Origin of the sequence: Gordonia amicalis (assembly GCF_022059885.1) — a bacterium.
Classification (GTDB): Bacteria; Actinomycetota; Actinomycetes; order Mycobacteriales; family Mycobacteriaceae; genus Gordonia; species Gordonia amicalis.
The window spans coordinates 1,293,082-1,305,750 of the sequence record NZ_CP091855.1 but is presented as its reverse complement, the minus strand read 5'-3'; the positions used below and the strand labels follow the sequence as shown (position 1 = coordinate 1,305,750).

Annotated in this window: 13 protein-coding genes; 11 read left to right on the top strand and 2 right to left on the bottom strand. The window is 69.1% G+C overall.

From position 1 onward, the window contains the following. Positions 1 to 5 precede the first annotated feature (5 nt). Positions 6 to 1,631 carry a chaperonin GroEL gene (gene groL, locus IHQ52_RS05975; protein WP_006436843.1) on the bottom strand — a complete coding sequence of 542 codons (1,626 nt, stop codon included), beginning with the start codon at positions 1,629 to 1,631 and terminating at the stop codon, positions 6 to 8. A gap of 235 nt (positions 1,632 to 1,866) precedes the next feature. Between groL and IHQ52_RS05970 the strand changes: the two genes are divergently transcribed. The 6 genes from IHQ52_RS05970 to IHQ52_RS05945 all read left to right on the top strand — a co-directional run bounded on the left by IHQ52_RS05970 (position 1,867) and on the right by IHQ52_RS05945 (position 6,664). Further along, positions 1,867 to 2,775: a TIGR03621 family F420-dependent LLM class oxidoreductase gene (locus tag IHQ52_RS05970; RefSeq protein ID WP_006436844.1), complete on the top strand. Its 909-nt coding sequence runs from the start codon at positions 1,867 to 1,869 to the stop codon at positions 2,773 to 2,775. A gap of 63 nt (positions 2,776 to 2,838) precedes the next feature. Then, entirely contained in the window at positions 2,839 to 3,474 is a 636-nt protein-coding gene (locus IHQ52_RS05965; RefSeq protein WP_006436845.1) for a DUF4178 domain-containing protein, read from the top strand. A 22-nt stretch (positions 3,475 to 3,496) separates the two neighbouring features. Continuing rightward, positions 3,497 to 4,042 (top strand): DUF2617 family protein, encoded by a 546-nt coding sequence (locus IHQ52_RS05960; RefSeq protein ID WP_006436846.1) that lies wholly within the window; start codon positions 3,497 to 3,499, stop codon positions 4,040 to 4,042. Next, positions 4,039 to 4,596 carry a DUF4247 domain-containing protein gene (locus IHQ52_RS05955; protein WP_006436847.1) on the top strand — a complete coding sequence of 186 codons (558 nt, stop codon included), beginning with the start codon at positions 4,039 to 4,041 and terminating at the stop codon, positions 4,594 to 4,596. Before IHQ52_RS05960 ends, IHQ52_RS05955 begins: the two co-directional genes overlap by 4 nt. 63 nt (positions 4,597 to 4,659) lie before the next feature. Then, a complete protein-coding gene (locus IHQ52_RS05950; RefSeq protein ID WP_006436848.1) occupies positions 4,660 to 5,085 on the top strand; it encodes a DUF350 domain-containing protein in 426 nt (141 codons plus the stop codon). 13 nt (positions 5,086 to 5,098) lie between these two features. Further along, complete coding sequence (locus IHQ52_RS05945) at positions 5,099 to 6,664, top strand: polyamine aminopropyltransferase (protein ID WP_006436849.1); 1,566 nt, start codon at positions 5,099 to 5,101, stop codon at positions 6,662 to 6,664. On the opposite strand, the gene IHQ52_RS05940 is transcribed toward IHQ52_RS05945, so the two are convergent. Continuing rightward, positions 6,658 to 7,608, bottom strand: coding sequence for an SDR family NAD(P)-dependent oxidoreductase (locus tag IHQ52_RS05940; protein WP_006436850.1), 951 nt, complete (start codon positions 7,606 to 7,608; stop codon positions 6,658 to 6,660). The genes IHQ52_RS05945 and IHQ52_RS05940 overlap by 7 nt on opposite strands. Before the next feature lie 76 nt (positions 7,609 to 7,684). Here IHQ52_RS05940 and IHQ52_RS05935 point away from each other — a divergent pair, with 76 nt between their 5' ends. The 5 genes from IHQ52_RS05935 to IHQ52_RS05915 all read left to right on the top strand — a co-directional run bounded on the left by IHQ52_RS05935 (position 7,685) and on the right by IHQ52_RS05915 (position 12,604). Then, complete coding sequence (locus IHQ52_RS05935) at positions 7,685 to 8,290, top strand: TetR/AcrR family transcriptional regulator (protein ID WP_006436851.1); 606 nt, start codon at positions 7,685 to 7,687, stop codon at positions 8,288 to 8,290. 6 nt (positions 8,291 to 8,296) lie between these two features. Continuing rightward, complete coding sequence (locus tag IHQ52_RS05930) at positions 8,297 to 9,487, top strand: sensor histidine kinase (protein ID WP_006436852.1); 1,191 nt, start codon at positions 8,297 to 8,299, stop codon at positions 9,485 to 9,487. Positions 9,488 to 9,619: 132 nt separating this feature from the next. Beyond that, positions 9,620 to 10,438 carry a LytR/AlgR family response regulator transcription factor gene (locus IHQ52_RS05925; protein ID WP_006436853.1) on the top strand — a complete coding sequence of 273 codons (819 nt, stop codon included), beginning with the start codon at positions 9,620 to 9,622 and terminating at the stop codon, positions 10,436 to 10,438. Continuing rightward, positions 10,431 to 10,820, top strand: coding sequence for a DUF485 domain-containing protein (locus IHQ52_RS05920; RefSeq protein WP_006436854.1), 390 nt, complete (start codon positions 10,431 to 10,433; stop codon positions 10,818 to 10,820). Before IHQ52_RS05925 ends, IHQ52_RS05920 begins: the two co-directional genes overlap by 8 nt. Next, positions 10,817 to 12,604, top strand: coding sequence for a sodium/solute symporter (locus IHQ52_RS05915; RefSeq protein ID WP_006436855.1), 1,788 nt, complete (start codon positions 10,817 to 10,819; stop codon positions 12,602 to 12,604). The genes IHQ52_RS05920 and IHQ52_RS05915 overlap by 4 nt, the downstream gene beginning before the upstream one ends. Positions 12,605 to 12,669: the final 65 nt, after the last annotated feature.

The window sequence follows — 12,669 nt, the reverse complement described above, 5'->3', positions numbered from 1 at the left end:
CAGGCTCAGAAGCCCATGCCGCCCATCTCGTCGCCACCCGGCATCGCCGGAGCAGCGTTCTTCTCGGGCTTGTCGGCGACGACGGCCTCGGTGGTGAGGAACAGAGCCGCGATCGAGGCTGCGTTCTGCAGCGCCGAGCGGGTGACCTTCACCGGGTCGTTGATGCCGGCGGCCAGCAGGTCCTCGTACTCACCGGTGGCGGCGTTGAGGCCGGTGCCGGTGGGCGAGTTCAGGACCTTGTCGGCGACGACGCCCGGCTCGAGGCCGGCGTTGACGGCGATCTGCTTGGCCGGAGCCGAGAGAGCGACGCGGACGATGTTGGCGCCGGTGGCCTCGTCACCCTCGAGCGAGAGTGCGTCGATGGCCGGCTCCGACTGCAGCAGGGCCACGCCACCACCGGCGACGATGCCCTCTTCGACGGCAGCCTTGGCGTTGCGCACGGCGTCCTCGATGCGGTGCTTGCGCTCCTTGAGCTCGACCTCGGTGGCCGCGCCGGCCTTGATGACCGCAACACCGCCGGCCAGCTTGGCCAGACGCTCCTGCAGCTTCTCACGGTCGTAGTCGGAGTCGCTGTTCTCGATCTCGCCACGGATCTGGGCCACGCGACCGGCGATGGCGTCGGGGTCGCCCGCGCCCTCGACGATGGTGGTCTCGTCCTTGGTGACGACGACCTTGCGAGCGGTACCGAGCAGCTCGACGCCGGCGCTCTCCAGCGAGAGACCGACCTCTTCGCTGATGACCTCGCCACCGGTGAGGATGGCGATGTCGGCCAGCATGGCCTTGCGGCGGTCACCGAAGCCCGGAGCCTTGACGGCGACGGACTTGAAGGTGCCCTTGAGCTTGTTGACGACCAGGGTCGAGAGGGCTTCGCCCTCGACGTCCTCGGCGATGATCAGCAGCGGCTTGCCGGCCTGGATGACCTTCTCCAGCAGCGGCAGCAGGTCCTTGATGGTCGAGACCTTGCCCGAGACCAGCAGGATGTACGGGTCGTCGAGGACGGCTTCCTGACGGTCGGCGTCGGTGACGAAGTAGCCCGAGATGTAGCCCTTGTCGAAGCGCATGCCCTCGGTGAGCTCGAGCTGCAGGCCGAAGGTGTTGGACTCCTCGACCGTGATGACGCCTTCCTTGCCGACCTTGTCCATCGCCTCGGCGATGAGCTCGCCGATCGAGGGGTCGCCGGCCGAGATACCGGCGGTGGCAGCGATCTGCTCCTTGGTCTCGACCTCCTTGGCGCTCTTCAGCAGCGACTCGGTGACGGCCTCGACGGCCTTCTCGATGCCGCGCTTCAGACCCAGCGGGTTGGCGCCGGCAGCGACGTTGCGCAGACCCTCACGGACGAGAGCCTGGGCCAGCACGGTGGCGGTGGTGGTGCCGTCGCCCGCGACGTCGTCGGTCTTCTTGGCGACTTCCTTGACCAGCTCGGCGCCGATCTTCTCGTAGGGATCCTCCAGCTCGATCTCCTTGGCGATGGAAACACCATCGTTGGTGATCGTGGGGGCGCCCCACTTCTTCTCCAGAACGACGTTGCGACCCTTGGGTCCCAACGTCACCTTGACGGCGTCGGCGAGGCTGTTGAGGCCCCGCTCGAGGCCGCGACGGGCCTCTTCGTCGAACGCGATTTGCTTGGCCATGGGTAAGTGATCCTCCGAAGGGGGTGACACTAGGTTCGTATGGCCGGACTCGGTGCCCGCGACGGACGACCGGTGTGTCATTCGGTACCGATCTCACCGTCCCGACCTGGCACTCACAGCTCGCGAGTGCCAACGTCCGTTTTAGCACTCGCCCCTGCCGAGTGCAAGGTTGCGGCGGGCCCGACGCCACCGCATTCACCCGGCCGGCCGTCGCGGCCCCGGTTAGGTTGTGGACATGTCTCTCGCGTCCAGGGCGTTCCGGTTCGGGGTCGACATGCTCGCGGTGGACAGCGGCGCGTCGTGGCAGCGACGAGCGCAGCACGTCGAGGAGCTCGGCTTCGATGTCCTGCTGGTCCCCGATCACCTGGGCATCCCGAGCCCCTGGCCTGCACTCGCGACGGCTGCCGCCGCGACCGAGCGCCTCCGAGTGGGCCCTTTCGTCCTCAACGCCGCGTTCACCAACCCCACGCTGCTCGCCCGCGACGTCGCGACCGTCGACCAGCTGTCCCACGGTCGCGTCGAGCTCGGATTGGGCACCGGCTACGTCAAGGAGGAGTTCGAGTCGGCGGGAATCGAATTCCTGCCGGCGGGTCGCCGGGTCGACCATCTGGGCGACACCGTGGCGCGGACGATGTCGCTGCTGACCGACCCCGACCACACCCCGCGTCCGGTGCAGGAGCGCGTACCGCTGCTCCTCGGGGGGAACGGCGACCGCGTGCTCCGGATGGCCGCCGAGCACGCCGACATCGTCGGGTTCACCGCGGCACGCACGGGTCGCGACGGCGACCTCGAGCCGCTGTCGGCGGACGACTTCGCCGAACGCGTCGCATTCGCCCGGGCCGCGGCCGGCGACCGCGCCGGGACCATCGAGTGGAACCTGCTGATGCAGATCGTCGAGGTCACCGACGACGCGACCGGCGTCGCCGCGAAGAACATCGAGAAGTGGGAGCTGTCGATGAGTCCGCAGGAGTTTCTCGATCTGCCGTCGATCCTCATCGGCACCGCCGCCGACATCGCCGACCGGCTCGTCGAACTCCGCGAGACCACCGGGATCAGTTACCTCACGGTCCTCGAACCGGTGCTCGAGCAGTTCGCCCCGGTCATCGAGCTCCTGCGCGGCGTCGACGCGCGGGCGGAGTGGTAGCGGCGTCATTCGGCTCGCCGAAGCGGGCTGACGGTCTCCCGGGATCCGGATAGGGTCGGCGGAGTGGAGTTCCTGCTGATCATCGTCGTGGCACTGCTCGCGATCATCGCGGTGGTCGTCATCTTCAACTTTCTGGGCAACCGCCGGGCCCGACAGGCCGAGGCCGATGCCCTGCGCAACCGCACCTACCGGCCCGGGGACCCGTTCTCCTCGGCCGACGACGACTCGGTCTACGGCGATCCGCGGCAGCTGAAGCCCGGCGACCTCGTCGAGCTGCGCGGAGAGACCTACGCGGTCCGCGGCACGCTGCGGCTGACCCAGGACGGCTACACCTGGACCGAGAACTTCCTCGACACCGGGCTCGGCACCAAGGCGTGGATCTCGGTCGAGGACGATCCCGACCTGGAGGTAGTGCTGTGGCACGAACTGTCCGGCGTCGTCTCCGAACCCGGGCCCGACACGGTCGAGGTCGACGGCCGTCGCTATCACTCCGAGGAGGCCGGCAACGCCCGGTTCACCTCGGCGGGCACGACCGGGGTCGCGACATCCGGCCGGATGGCCTACCACGACTATCAGGCCGGCGAGGACCGCTTGTCCTTCGAGGACTACGGCAGCGGGTGGGAATGCGCGCGCGGCGAACTCCTCACCCGGGCCGATTACCGGATCTTCCCCAGCAACCCCACCGATCAGACCACCTGAGCGACGAAGGACTGCGAGACACATGTCAGAACAGCCCGGCGAACTCAGTGCGTCCGTCACTCGACTCCCCGTCGCGTACGCCGACACGAGTGCCGCTCAGCTCGGCTTCTCGCTCGACGCCCCGCTCCAGGAGCCCCTGGCCCGGGAGGACGGGGAGATCGACGGCATCACGGTGTCGGTCCGCCTGCTCGGTGCCAGCCATCAGGTCGTCGTCGACGACGGCGCGCAACGCATCTGCGAGACCGTCGCATGTCTGCCCGAGGTGACCTCGGCCCTGCCGAAGAGCCTCCAGGACAGCGGCTACCTCTTCAGCTCCCGGATCGAACGGGCCGACGACGACCGATTGGCCGCGCTCGTCGAGCAACTCGGCGTCCGCGTCACCGAACAGATGGCGGCGGGGAATCCGAGCGTGATGGGTGTCTTTCCCGGCGATCCCCACGCGGTGACCGCCATCGTCTCCGACCTGTCGGCGGACTCGATCTCGTGGCACACCTGGCACACCTACCCGCAGGCCGGTGAGGTGGTCATCACGACCAGCGTGATCCACCGCGGGGCGGCAACCGCATGACCTACCCGCCGCCCGGCAACCACCCACCCCCGTCCCCGGACGAACCGGCGCCCGATCCGCGCCGCCGCCTCAACCGGATCCGCAACATCATCATCGGCGTCATCGTGGTGATCACGATTTTCGCGTTGCTCGGCGCGTGCGGCGCCCGAGCCCTGCGCGGCGACGGACTGGGCGGTTCGGCACGCGATCACATCGCGCAGAACTACGAGCGCAACACCGGCCTCGACGAAGGGGATGTGGACGCCTACGTGGCCGAGGGCACGCCCGCCGAGGTGGCCGCGGAGATCCGCGACGCCGAGCGCCCCACCGACCAGCGCGCCGGCGCCTCCGGAACGGGCAATGTCGCGGGCACCCAGTTCCTCCAGTACCCCGACTACCTGGTCGCACTCTTCCCGTACGCCGCCAACCAGACCCGTGTGATGCTGAGCCGCGACTACCGGTCGGGCTACAACCGGTACCACAACTACGTCGGCGCCTTCTGGGTTCCGATGCCGGGCTATTCCGGCAGCGGGAGCAGCAATCGCGGCGGCGGCAGTGGAGGTGGCGGTAAATGACGACCGGACCCGGCCCCCTGTCCCTGCGACCGATCCCGTTCGACCGAACCCACGGAGATGACCATGCTCGCTGACATGACCGAGAACGCCTACGCCGCAGGTGCCTACGCGGGTGTCGGAGTGATCCTGATGATCGTGTCCTTCGCGATCGTCGACCTGCTGACGCCGGGGAAGCTGCGTCAACAGGTCTGGTCCGAACGCAACCGCAATGCCGGAATCCTGGTCGGCGCCAACCTCTTCGCGGTCGCGATCATCGTCACGGCAGCCATCGTCGCCAGCGAGGGCCGCCTGCTCGAGGGACTCACCTACACGGTGGTCTACTCGGCGATCGGCCTGGTCGTGATGGGGGTGACCTTCCTGGTCATCGACGCGCTCACCCCCGGCAAACTCGGCGAGATCCTCGTGCAGCCGGAAAGCCATCCGGCGGTGTGGGTGCAGGGCATCGCGCACATCGGGGTGGCCATCATCATCGCCGCTTCCATCCTGTGACGACCGTCTTCCTGTGACACTCACGGACACCACGACCGAACCGCTCTCCGCGCGACCACGCTTCGCCCGGTCCGCGCTGCTGGCCGTGGTGTTCGTCTGCGCCGCCTGCGGTCTGGTGTACGAACTGGCGCTGGTCTCCCTGGGTTCCTTCCTGATCGGCAACACCGCGACACAAGCGTCGATCGTCCTCGCGGTGATGGTCTTCGCGATGGGTGCCGGCTCACTCGCCGCGAAGCCACTGCAACCCCATTCGGTCACCGCGTTCGCGGTCATCGAACTGTTGCTGGCGCTCCTGGGCGGCCTGTCGGTGATGGCGCTCTACGCCGCTTTCGCCTACCTGGAGCTCTACACCCCGGCCCTCATCGTCGTCGCCTTCCTCCTGGGTGTCCTCATCGGGGCGGAGATCCCGTTGCTGATGGTCCTGCTCCAACGGATTCGACGGCAGGAACCGGGCGCCGCGGTCGCGGACATGTTCGCCGTCGACTACATCGGCGCGCTGATCGGCGGCCTCTGCTTCCCGTTCCTGTTGTTGCCGTTGTTCGGCCAGTTGCGGGGCGCGCTCGTGGTGGGACTGGTCAATGCTGCGGCCGGCTGCTTCCTGGTCTTCGTCATCTTCCGGAAGTCGTTGAGCCGCAGCCACCTCGTCCTGCTGTCCGCCGGAGCGCTGGCGGTGGTCGCGGCGCTCGTGGCCGGCCTGCTGTTGTCTGCCCGGTTCGAGGTGACGGCGCGGCAGGCGCTCTACCGCGACCCGATCGTCGCGGCCGCCCGCAGCGCCTACCAGGACATCGTGATCACCGAGAAGTCCACCGGCACAGGCCCCGACACCCGCCTCTACCTCAACGGCGACCTGCAGTTCTCCTCGATCGACGAGCACCGCTATCACGAGACGCTCGTCCATCCGGCGATGTCGGGTGCGCACTCGTCGGTGCTCGTTCTCGGCGGCGGGGACGGCCTCGCGCTGCGCGAGGTACTCCGATACCCCGATGCGCGGGACGTGACGCTCGTCGAACTCGACCCGGAGATGATCCGCCTCGCCCGGACAGACCCGCGCCTGACATCCCTCAACCAGGGATCGATGACCGACCGACGGGCACAGGTGGTGACCGCCGACGCGTTCACCTGGTTGCGCCAGACCGACCGTCGCTTCGACGTGATCATCGTCGACATGCCCGATCCGGACGACTCCGCCACCGCGAAGCTGTACTCCACCGAGTTCTACGCCCTCGTCCGAGCGCACCTGGCCGACAACGGCCGCGTCGTGGTGCAGGCGGGCTCGCCGTACTTCGCACCGAAGTCGTTCTGGTGCATCGCCTCCACCATGCGCGAGGCCGGACTTCCGGCGACGCCGTACCACGTCGACGTCCCGGCCTTCGGCGACTGGGGTTTTCACCTCGCGAGCACCCGAGGACCCCTCAGCCCGACGATGAACGCGCCTGGACCACTACGTTTCCTGAGTGCGGAACAGTTGACGGCAGCCACTGTCTTCCCCCTCGATCGGCAACCACTCGACCTTCCGCCGTCCACTCTGATGGACCCGCGCATCCTGCGGTACGCACAGGGCGAGTGGGCCACCTACTGAACGTTGCCGAGCGTGACGCGCTTCGCCTCGAGGAACTCCCACAGTTCGAGTTCCCTTGCCCGGTCGTAACTCTCGGCCGATGATGCGGCGACTCGTCCACGGTCGAGGTAGGCCCCCGATTCCGCGGACGACGTGCCGAGGATTGCATCGCCGAGACGCCGTCCCGCGACCGGCACCCGATCGAGAAGTCCCATGAGCGCGAAGACCGGAAGCATCCGGCGGTTCGCGAAGCGCTCCACCACCCCGGCGTCCCGTGTCAGATCCGTCCCCGGCACGTAAGCCGGGTTGTAGGAGACGATCTCGACGCCGTCGGGCAATCGGCGCGACCACTCGTGGACGAGGTGGACGGCCGCGAGCTTGCTCGTCGAGTACGCGGTTCGCCCGGACGCGGGGGGCGCGCCGCCGAAGGCGCCCGGCCGCGCCAGTTGCGCCGGGGACATCCACCGCGGCGCGGGAACCATCCCGAGGTTGTGCCGCAGATCCCCGAAATGCGTGTCACTCACGGTGATCGTGATCCGTGAGCCGCGGGTGAAGCGGTCGGCCAGATCGCCGATCAGCACATGTTCGGCGAGCACGTTCACCGCGAACGTCGCCTCGAGACCGTCCGCAGTCGTGTGCTGGTCGTCGACGAACTGGATGCCGGCATTGCCGGCGAGGCCTCGGAGCGGCGGCAGCGTCGCATCGTCGAGCAGCCATCCGATGGCCGCAGCGGCCGAACGCGTGCTGCGCATGTCGGCGAGGTCGGCGTCGACGATGGTCAGTCGGCCGCCGACGTCACCGAAGTCGTCGGCGAATCCGGTCGGCCCGCCGCCGCGGGCGAGGAGGACGAGATGGCAGTCGGGCGCTTCCGCCAGGACGTGCCGTGCGGCGACGCGCCCGATACCGCGGGTCGCCCCGGTCATCACGAGCGTCCAGGGGTTCGAGTCGATCTGCGTCGAGTCCATCGCGGCTCCCATTTCAGTTGACATTGTCAACTCAAGACAAGCCCTTTCGGTTGACAATGTCAACTATGGTGTGGGCATGCCCACCCGAGCCGAGAGCGCGGCCCAGACGCGCCGGGCGCTCCTCGATGCCGCCGCAGCGCTCCTCGACACCGGAGGCCCAGAAGCGGTCACGCTGCGCGAGGTCGGCAACGGCGCGGGCGTTTCACGGTCGGCCCCCTACCGGCACTTCGCCGACAAGGACGCACTGCTCGCCGCGCTGGCGAGCCAGGCGTGGGAGGTCGTCGCCGGCGGGCTCGACGCCATCGTCGCCGACGCCGGACTCCACCCCGAGGACGCACTCCGCACCGCTCTGCGCGCCCTGTCCGACCTCGGCGTCGGACGCCCGCACCTGTATCGCCTCATGTTCGCGACCCCGGCGGGCGCACCCGCCATCCCGGCGACCGCCCGAGCCCAGGACGGCCTGATGAACCTGGTGGGCCGCGTCATCGGCCCCGACGCCGAGCGGGATGCGGCCCGGCACCACGCCGCACTGTTGCTGGCGACGGCACACGGCGTCACCGAACTCGACATCCACGGCCACCTGCCGCCGGAGAAGTGGCACGCCGACCGCTACCGCCTCATCGACCTCGCCGTGTCGACCACCGCGGCCTCGCGCGGCACCGCGACCGGCATCCGGAGCTGAGGCGCCATGTCGAGCGAAGTCGCGATCGTCGGGTCGATCCTGCTGCTGATCATGGTTCTCGGCCTCGTCGTGCTGGTCCGGACGCGCCGCCAGGTCACCACACCCACCGAACGCGCGGTGCACATGGCGCTGCACACGGCGTCGCTGGCGGCGCGATCGCTGCGCACCGGGCTCTCCGAGGACTCGGCGCGCGAAGCTCTCCCCCACCTGCGCACGCTGACCTCGGCAGAGGCCGTCGCCCTGTTCGACGACGAGCCGCGTCGTCTCGCCCACGACCCGGACGACGATGCGATCTGGGATGCCGACATGCTGCGCGAGGCCGCCCGTGCCGCCGCGTCGGCCACCGGCGATCAGCGTCGTGTCCTGGTGTCCGACCCGTGCGGCGCGGAGTCACCGGTGCGAGCCCTCATCGCGCAGCCACTCGTCGCCAGCGACGTCAACGTGGGTGTCCTCGTCGTCGCCACGACCCGTCGTCCGGGTCCGGGCATGCTCGGTGCCGTCGCCGAGGTTGCCCGCTACGTGTCGAGCCAGATCGAGTTGGCCGAGCTCGACGCGTCCCGCGCCCGCCTCGACCGGGCCGAGGTGCTCGCTCTTCGCGCGCAGATCAGCCCGCACTTCATCTACAACGCCCTCAACACGATCGCCTCGTTCGTCCGCACCGACCCCGACCGCGCCCGTGAACTCGTGCTCGACTTCGCCGACTTCACCCGCTACTCGTTCCGCGCGAGCGGCGAATACACCGTCCTGGCAGACGAACTGCGCAACATCGACCGCTACCTCACCCTCGAACGGGCCCGGTTCGGCAACTCACTCGACGTGAAACTTCATGTCGCGCCGGAGGTCCTGAACGTCGTCGTACCGTTCCTCGCACTCCAGCCGCTGGTGGAGAACGCGGTCCGTCACGGACTCGCGTCGAAGGGCGGCGGCACCATCAAGATCACCGCGGCCGACGAGGGCACCGACTGCGTCATCACCGTCGAGGACGACGGCGTCGGCATGGACCCCGAACTCCTGCGCAGCGGTGCGCTCGACGCGTTGGACCACAGCGAGGGCGCCCATGTCGGGCTCACCAACGTCGATCACCGTCTCCGCGCCGCCTTCGGCAACGACTACGGACTGGTGGTCGAGACGGCCGTCGGCGCGGGCACCAAGGTGGGCATGCGGGTACCGAAGTTCCGGGCCGGCATCCGCGCCTAGCAGACCGTTCGCCGGTTCTCGAGCGAGTCGCCGCCAGACGTTGCAGGCGGTTCCGATCTGTGATGCGGACCACGCGGTACGATCCTCGTGTCCGTCGTCGGACGTCAGGCGCAGTCGGTCGGGAGGTGATGGATGTCCGGGCTGGTGGTGCTCGCCGTCGACGACGAATCCCCGGCTCTCGACGAACTCCGTTACCTCCTGGACCGGCAGGATGATGTCGCCGAGGTCCACACCGCGACGGATGCGACCGGCGCGCTCCGCGAACTCAACTCCCGCCGGGTCGACGCGATCTTCCTCGACATCAACATGCCGGGACTGTCGGGACTCGAACTCGCCGGCGTCCTCGCCAAGTACGCCCAGCCCCCGGTGATCGTGTTCGTCACCGCTCACGAGGACAAGGCGGTCGACGCCTTCGAGGTCGGCGCCATCGACTATCTGCTGAAACCGCTCCGCGAGGAACGACTCGCCCAGGCGATCGCACGCGTCCGCGCCGGCCTCGACGCCCGTACGCAGCCCGCCGAGACGACTCCCACCCCCGCCACCCAGGGTGAGCCGCGCACCGGCTCCGACGACGTGATCCCGGTCGAGATGAGTGGGGTGACCTCGCTGGTCCGGCGTGATTCGATCTCCTGGGTCGAGGCGGTCGGCGATTACGCCCGGCTCCACGCCGAGTCCGGCGCCCACCTGGTCCGAATCCCGCTGTCGACCCTCGAATCACGCTGGCAGGACAAGGGATTCGCACGTGTCCACCGTTCCTACCTGGTGGCCTTGCCCATGGTCACCGGACTGCGGAGCAGCGGCAGCGGCACACTCGTCAGCATCCGCGCGAACGGGGCATCGGAGGCGGTGGAACTGCCGGTCAGCCGTCGTCAAGTCCGCGACCTGAAGGACCGGCTCATCCGAGACCCGTTGCGCCAGTACCGCTCCCCCACCGGTCGCGGCGATGTCTGAGAACCCTCCGCAGCGTGAACGGGTGGTCCTCGCGTCGCGGCGCGGCGCCCGGATGGTCCGCACCCGCGTGGAGGTCCAGGAGCAGACCGAGGTCGGCGACGCGCTGGTGCGCGGGCTGATGCGGGCTCAGCTCGGGCTGGCGTTGCGCCTCGGCGGGAGCCTCCTCGTCGTCGTGGTGGCGATCCCCCTCCTCGCCGTACTGTTCCCGAGCTTGGCCGAGACGACGATCTTCGGTATCCGGATCACCTGGATCGTGCTCGGACTCCTCGCCTATCCCGTGCTGTACCTGACCGGACTCCTGTACGTGCGACTGGCCGAACACGCCGAACGCGACTTCATGAACCTCGTCGACGACGACCCCGGCGATCCGGGCGGGCCGTGACCGGCGTCGACGTGCTGACCGCGGTGGGACTGTTCGCCGCGGCGATCGCGACGATCGCGGTCGGGGCGTGGGGCGGCCGGCTCTCCCGGACCACCTCGGATTTCCTGGTGGCCTCACGCACCGTCGGCCCACGCTGGAACGCCGCTGCCGTATCGGGTGAATACCTCTCGGCGGCATCGTTTCTCGGTGTGGCCGGTCTCGTCGCGAAGTACGGGGCCGACGCGCTGTGGTACCCCGTGGGTTTCACCGCCGGATACCTCGGACTTTTGCTGTTCGTCGCTGCACCGTTGCGTCGTTCCGGCGCCTACACCGTGCCCGACTTCGCCGAGTTCCGGCTCTCCTCCACCACCGTGCGCAAGACCGCGATGGTGGTCGTGGTCGTCGTCTGCGTGCTGTACCTCATCCCCCAGTTCCAGGGCGCGGGACTCACTCTCAACATCCTGCTCGGCGCGCCGGTGTGGACCGGCGCGGTCGGCGTCGGGCTCATCGTGATCGTGAACGTCGTCGGTGGCGGGATGCGATCGATCACCTTCGTGCAGGCATTCCAGTACTGGCTCAAGCTGACCGCGATCGCGATCCCCGCCCTGGTGCTCATCGGGGTATTCGCCAATGATCCGGCACGCGTGGGTGAGCCCGCGCCACCCCGGGTCACGACCGCCACCACCGTCGACGTCACGACCGACGTGTCGGTCACCGTCGCCGAGACCAAAGGCGTGCGCGTCACCGGCACACTCGACGGCGCTCCCGTGGTCGACGCGCCGATCCCGGCCCCGGGCGGTCACGTCATCTCCGCCGGCTCGGTGATCGAACTCGATGCCGGGGCGGCCACCCCGGTGGTCGCGGGCGCCCCGGTGCACGGCGACGATTGGGTCACCCCCGGCGGTGGTTTCGGCGACCGCCATCCGCTGTTCCAGGTGCTGTCTCTGATCCTCGCGACCTTCCTCGGCGTGATGGGTCTGCCGCACGTGCTGGTGCGCTTCTACACCAACCCGGACGGCCGCACGGCCCGCCGAACGGCGCTCGCGGCGATCGCCCTGCTGTCGCTGTTCTATCTGTTCCCCGTCCTGCTCGGGGTGTTCGCGCGCCTCTATGTACCCGAACTGCTGATCACCGGCACCTCCGACGCCGCGGTCCTGCTCCTTCCGAGCGCGGCGGTCGGCGGTCTGGCCGGACAGATCCTCGCGGCCCTGGTGGCAGCCGGCGCCATCGCAGCCTTCCTCGCCACGTCGTCGGGCCTGTTGGTGTCCGTGGCCGGCGCGCTGGCGACTGACGTCCTCCGCGGACGCGTCCGCGACTTCCGCATCGCAGCGGTCATCGGCGGGGCGATCCCGATCGCCCTCTCGCTGGCGGCGGGATCCCTCGAACTGTCCCGGACCGTCGGGCTGGTGTTCGCGGTCGCGGCGTCGACGCTGTGTCCGTTGCTCGTGCTGGGGATCTGGTGGCGAGGTCTCACCGCAACCGGTGCGATCGCCGGTCTGGTCGTCGGCGGGTTGTCGTCGGGTTCGGCGGCGTCGCTCGCCATCGCCGGGGTGATCGACGACGACGTCCTCGGCGGATGGGCGGCCGCGCTGGCCGGTTATCCGGGCGCGGTCACCGTGCCGCTCGCTTTCGGCACGATGGTGCTGGTCAGCCTCGCCACCCGACGACGGCTGCCCGGCGACCTCGCCCGGACGTTCGCACGCATGCACGTTCCCGAACGCGTCGGGATGGGCGTGGACCGTCTACCCGGTCGGACCGTCGACACGCCTCCCGCCGATCGGCAGACGGACCGACGCGACGTCTGACCGTTCACCGTTCGTCGGATCCGATCGACCGTCCGTCGCACAGACGACGACCTTCGGCGTGTGAC

Coding starts and splice junctions, on each gene's coding strand:
- IHQ52_RS05960 (WP_006436846.1), top strand. CDS start 3,497: ATGTCAGAACAGCCCGGCGAACTCAGTGCGTCCGTCACTCGACTCCCC.
- IHQ52_RS05920 (WP_006436854.1), top strand. CDS start 10,431: ATGTCTGAGAACCCTCCGCAGCGTGAACGGGTGGTCCTCGCGTCGCGG.
- groL (WP_006436843.1), bottom strand. CDS start 1,631: ATGGCCAAGCAAATCGCGTTCGACGAAGAGGCCCGTCGCGGCCTCGAG.
- IHQ52_RS05930 (WP_006436852.1), top strand. CDS start 8,297: ATGTCGAGCGAAGTCGCGATCGTCGGGTCGATCCTGCTGCTGATCATG.
- IHQ52_RS05925 (WP_006436853.1), top strand. CDS start 9,620: ATGTCCGGGCTGGTGGTGCTCGCCGTCGACGACGAATCCCCGGCTCTC.
- IHQ52_RS05935 (WP_006436851.1), top strand. CDS start 7,685: ATGCCCACCCGAGCCGAGAGCGCGGCCCAGACGCGCCGGGCGCTCCTC.
- IHQ52_RS05955 (WP_006436847.1), top strand. CDS start 4,039: ATGACCTACCCGCCGCCCGGCAACCACCCACCCCCGTCCCCGGACGAA.
- IHQ52_RS05970 (WP_006436844.1), top strand. CDS start 1,867: ATGTCTCTCGCGTCCAGGGCGTTCCGGTTCGGGGTCGACATGCTCGCG.
- IHQ52_RS05950 (WP_006436848.1), top strand. CDS start 4,660: ATGCTCGCTGACATGACCGAGAACGCCTACGCCGCAGGTGCCTACGCG.
- IHQ52_RS05940 (WP_006436850.1), bottom strand. CDS start 7,608: ATGGACTCGACGCAGATCGACTCGAACCCCTGGACGCTCGTGATGACC.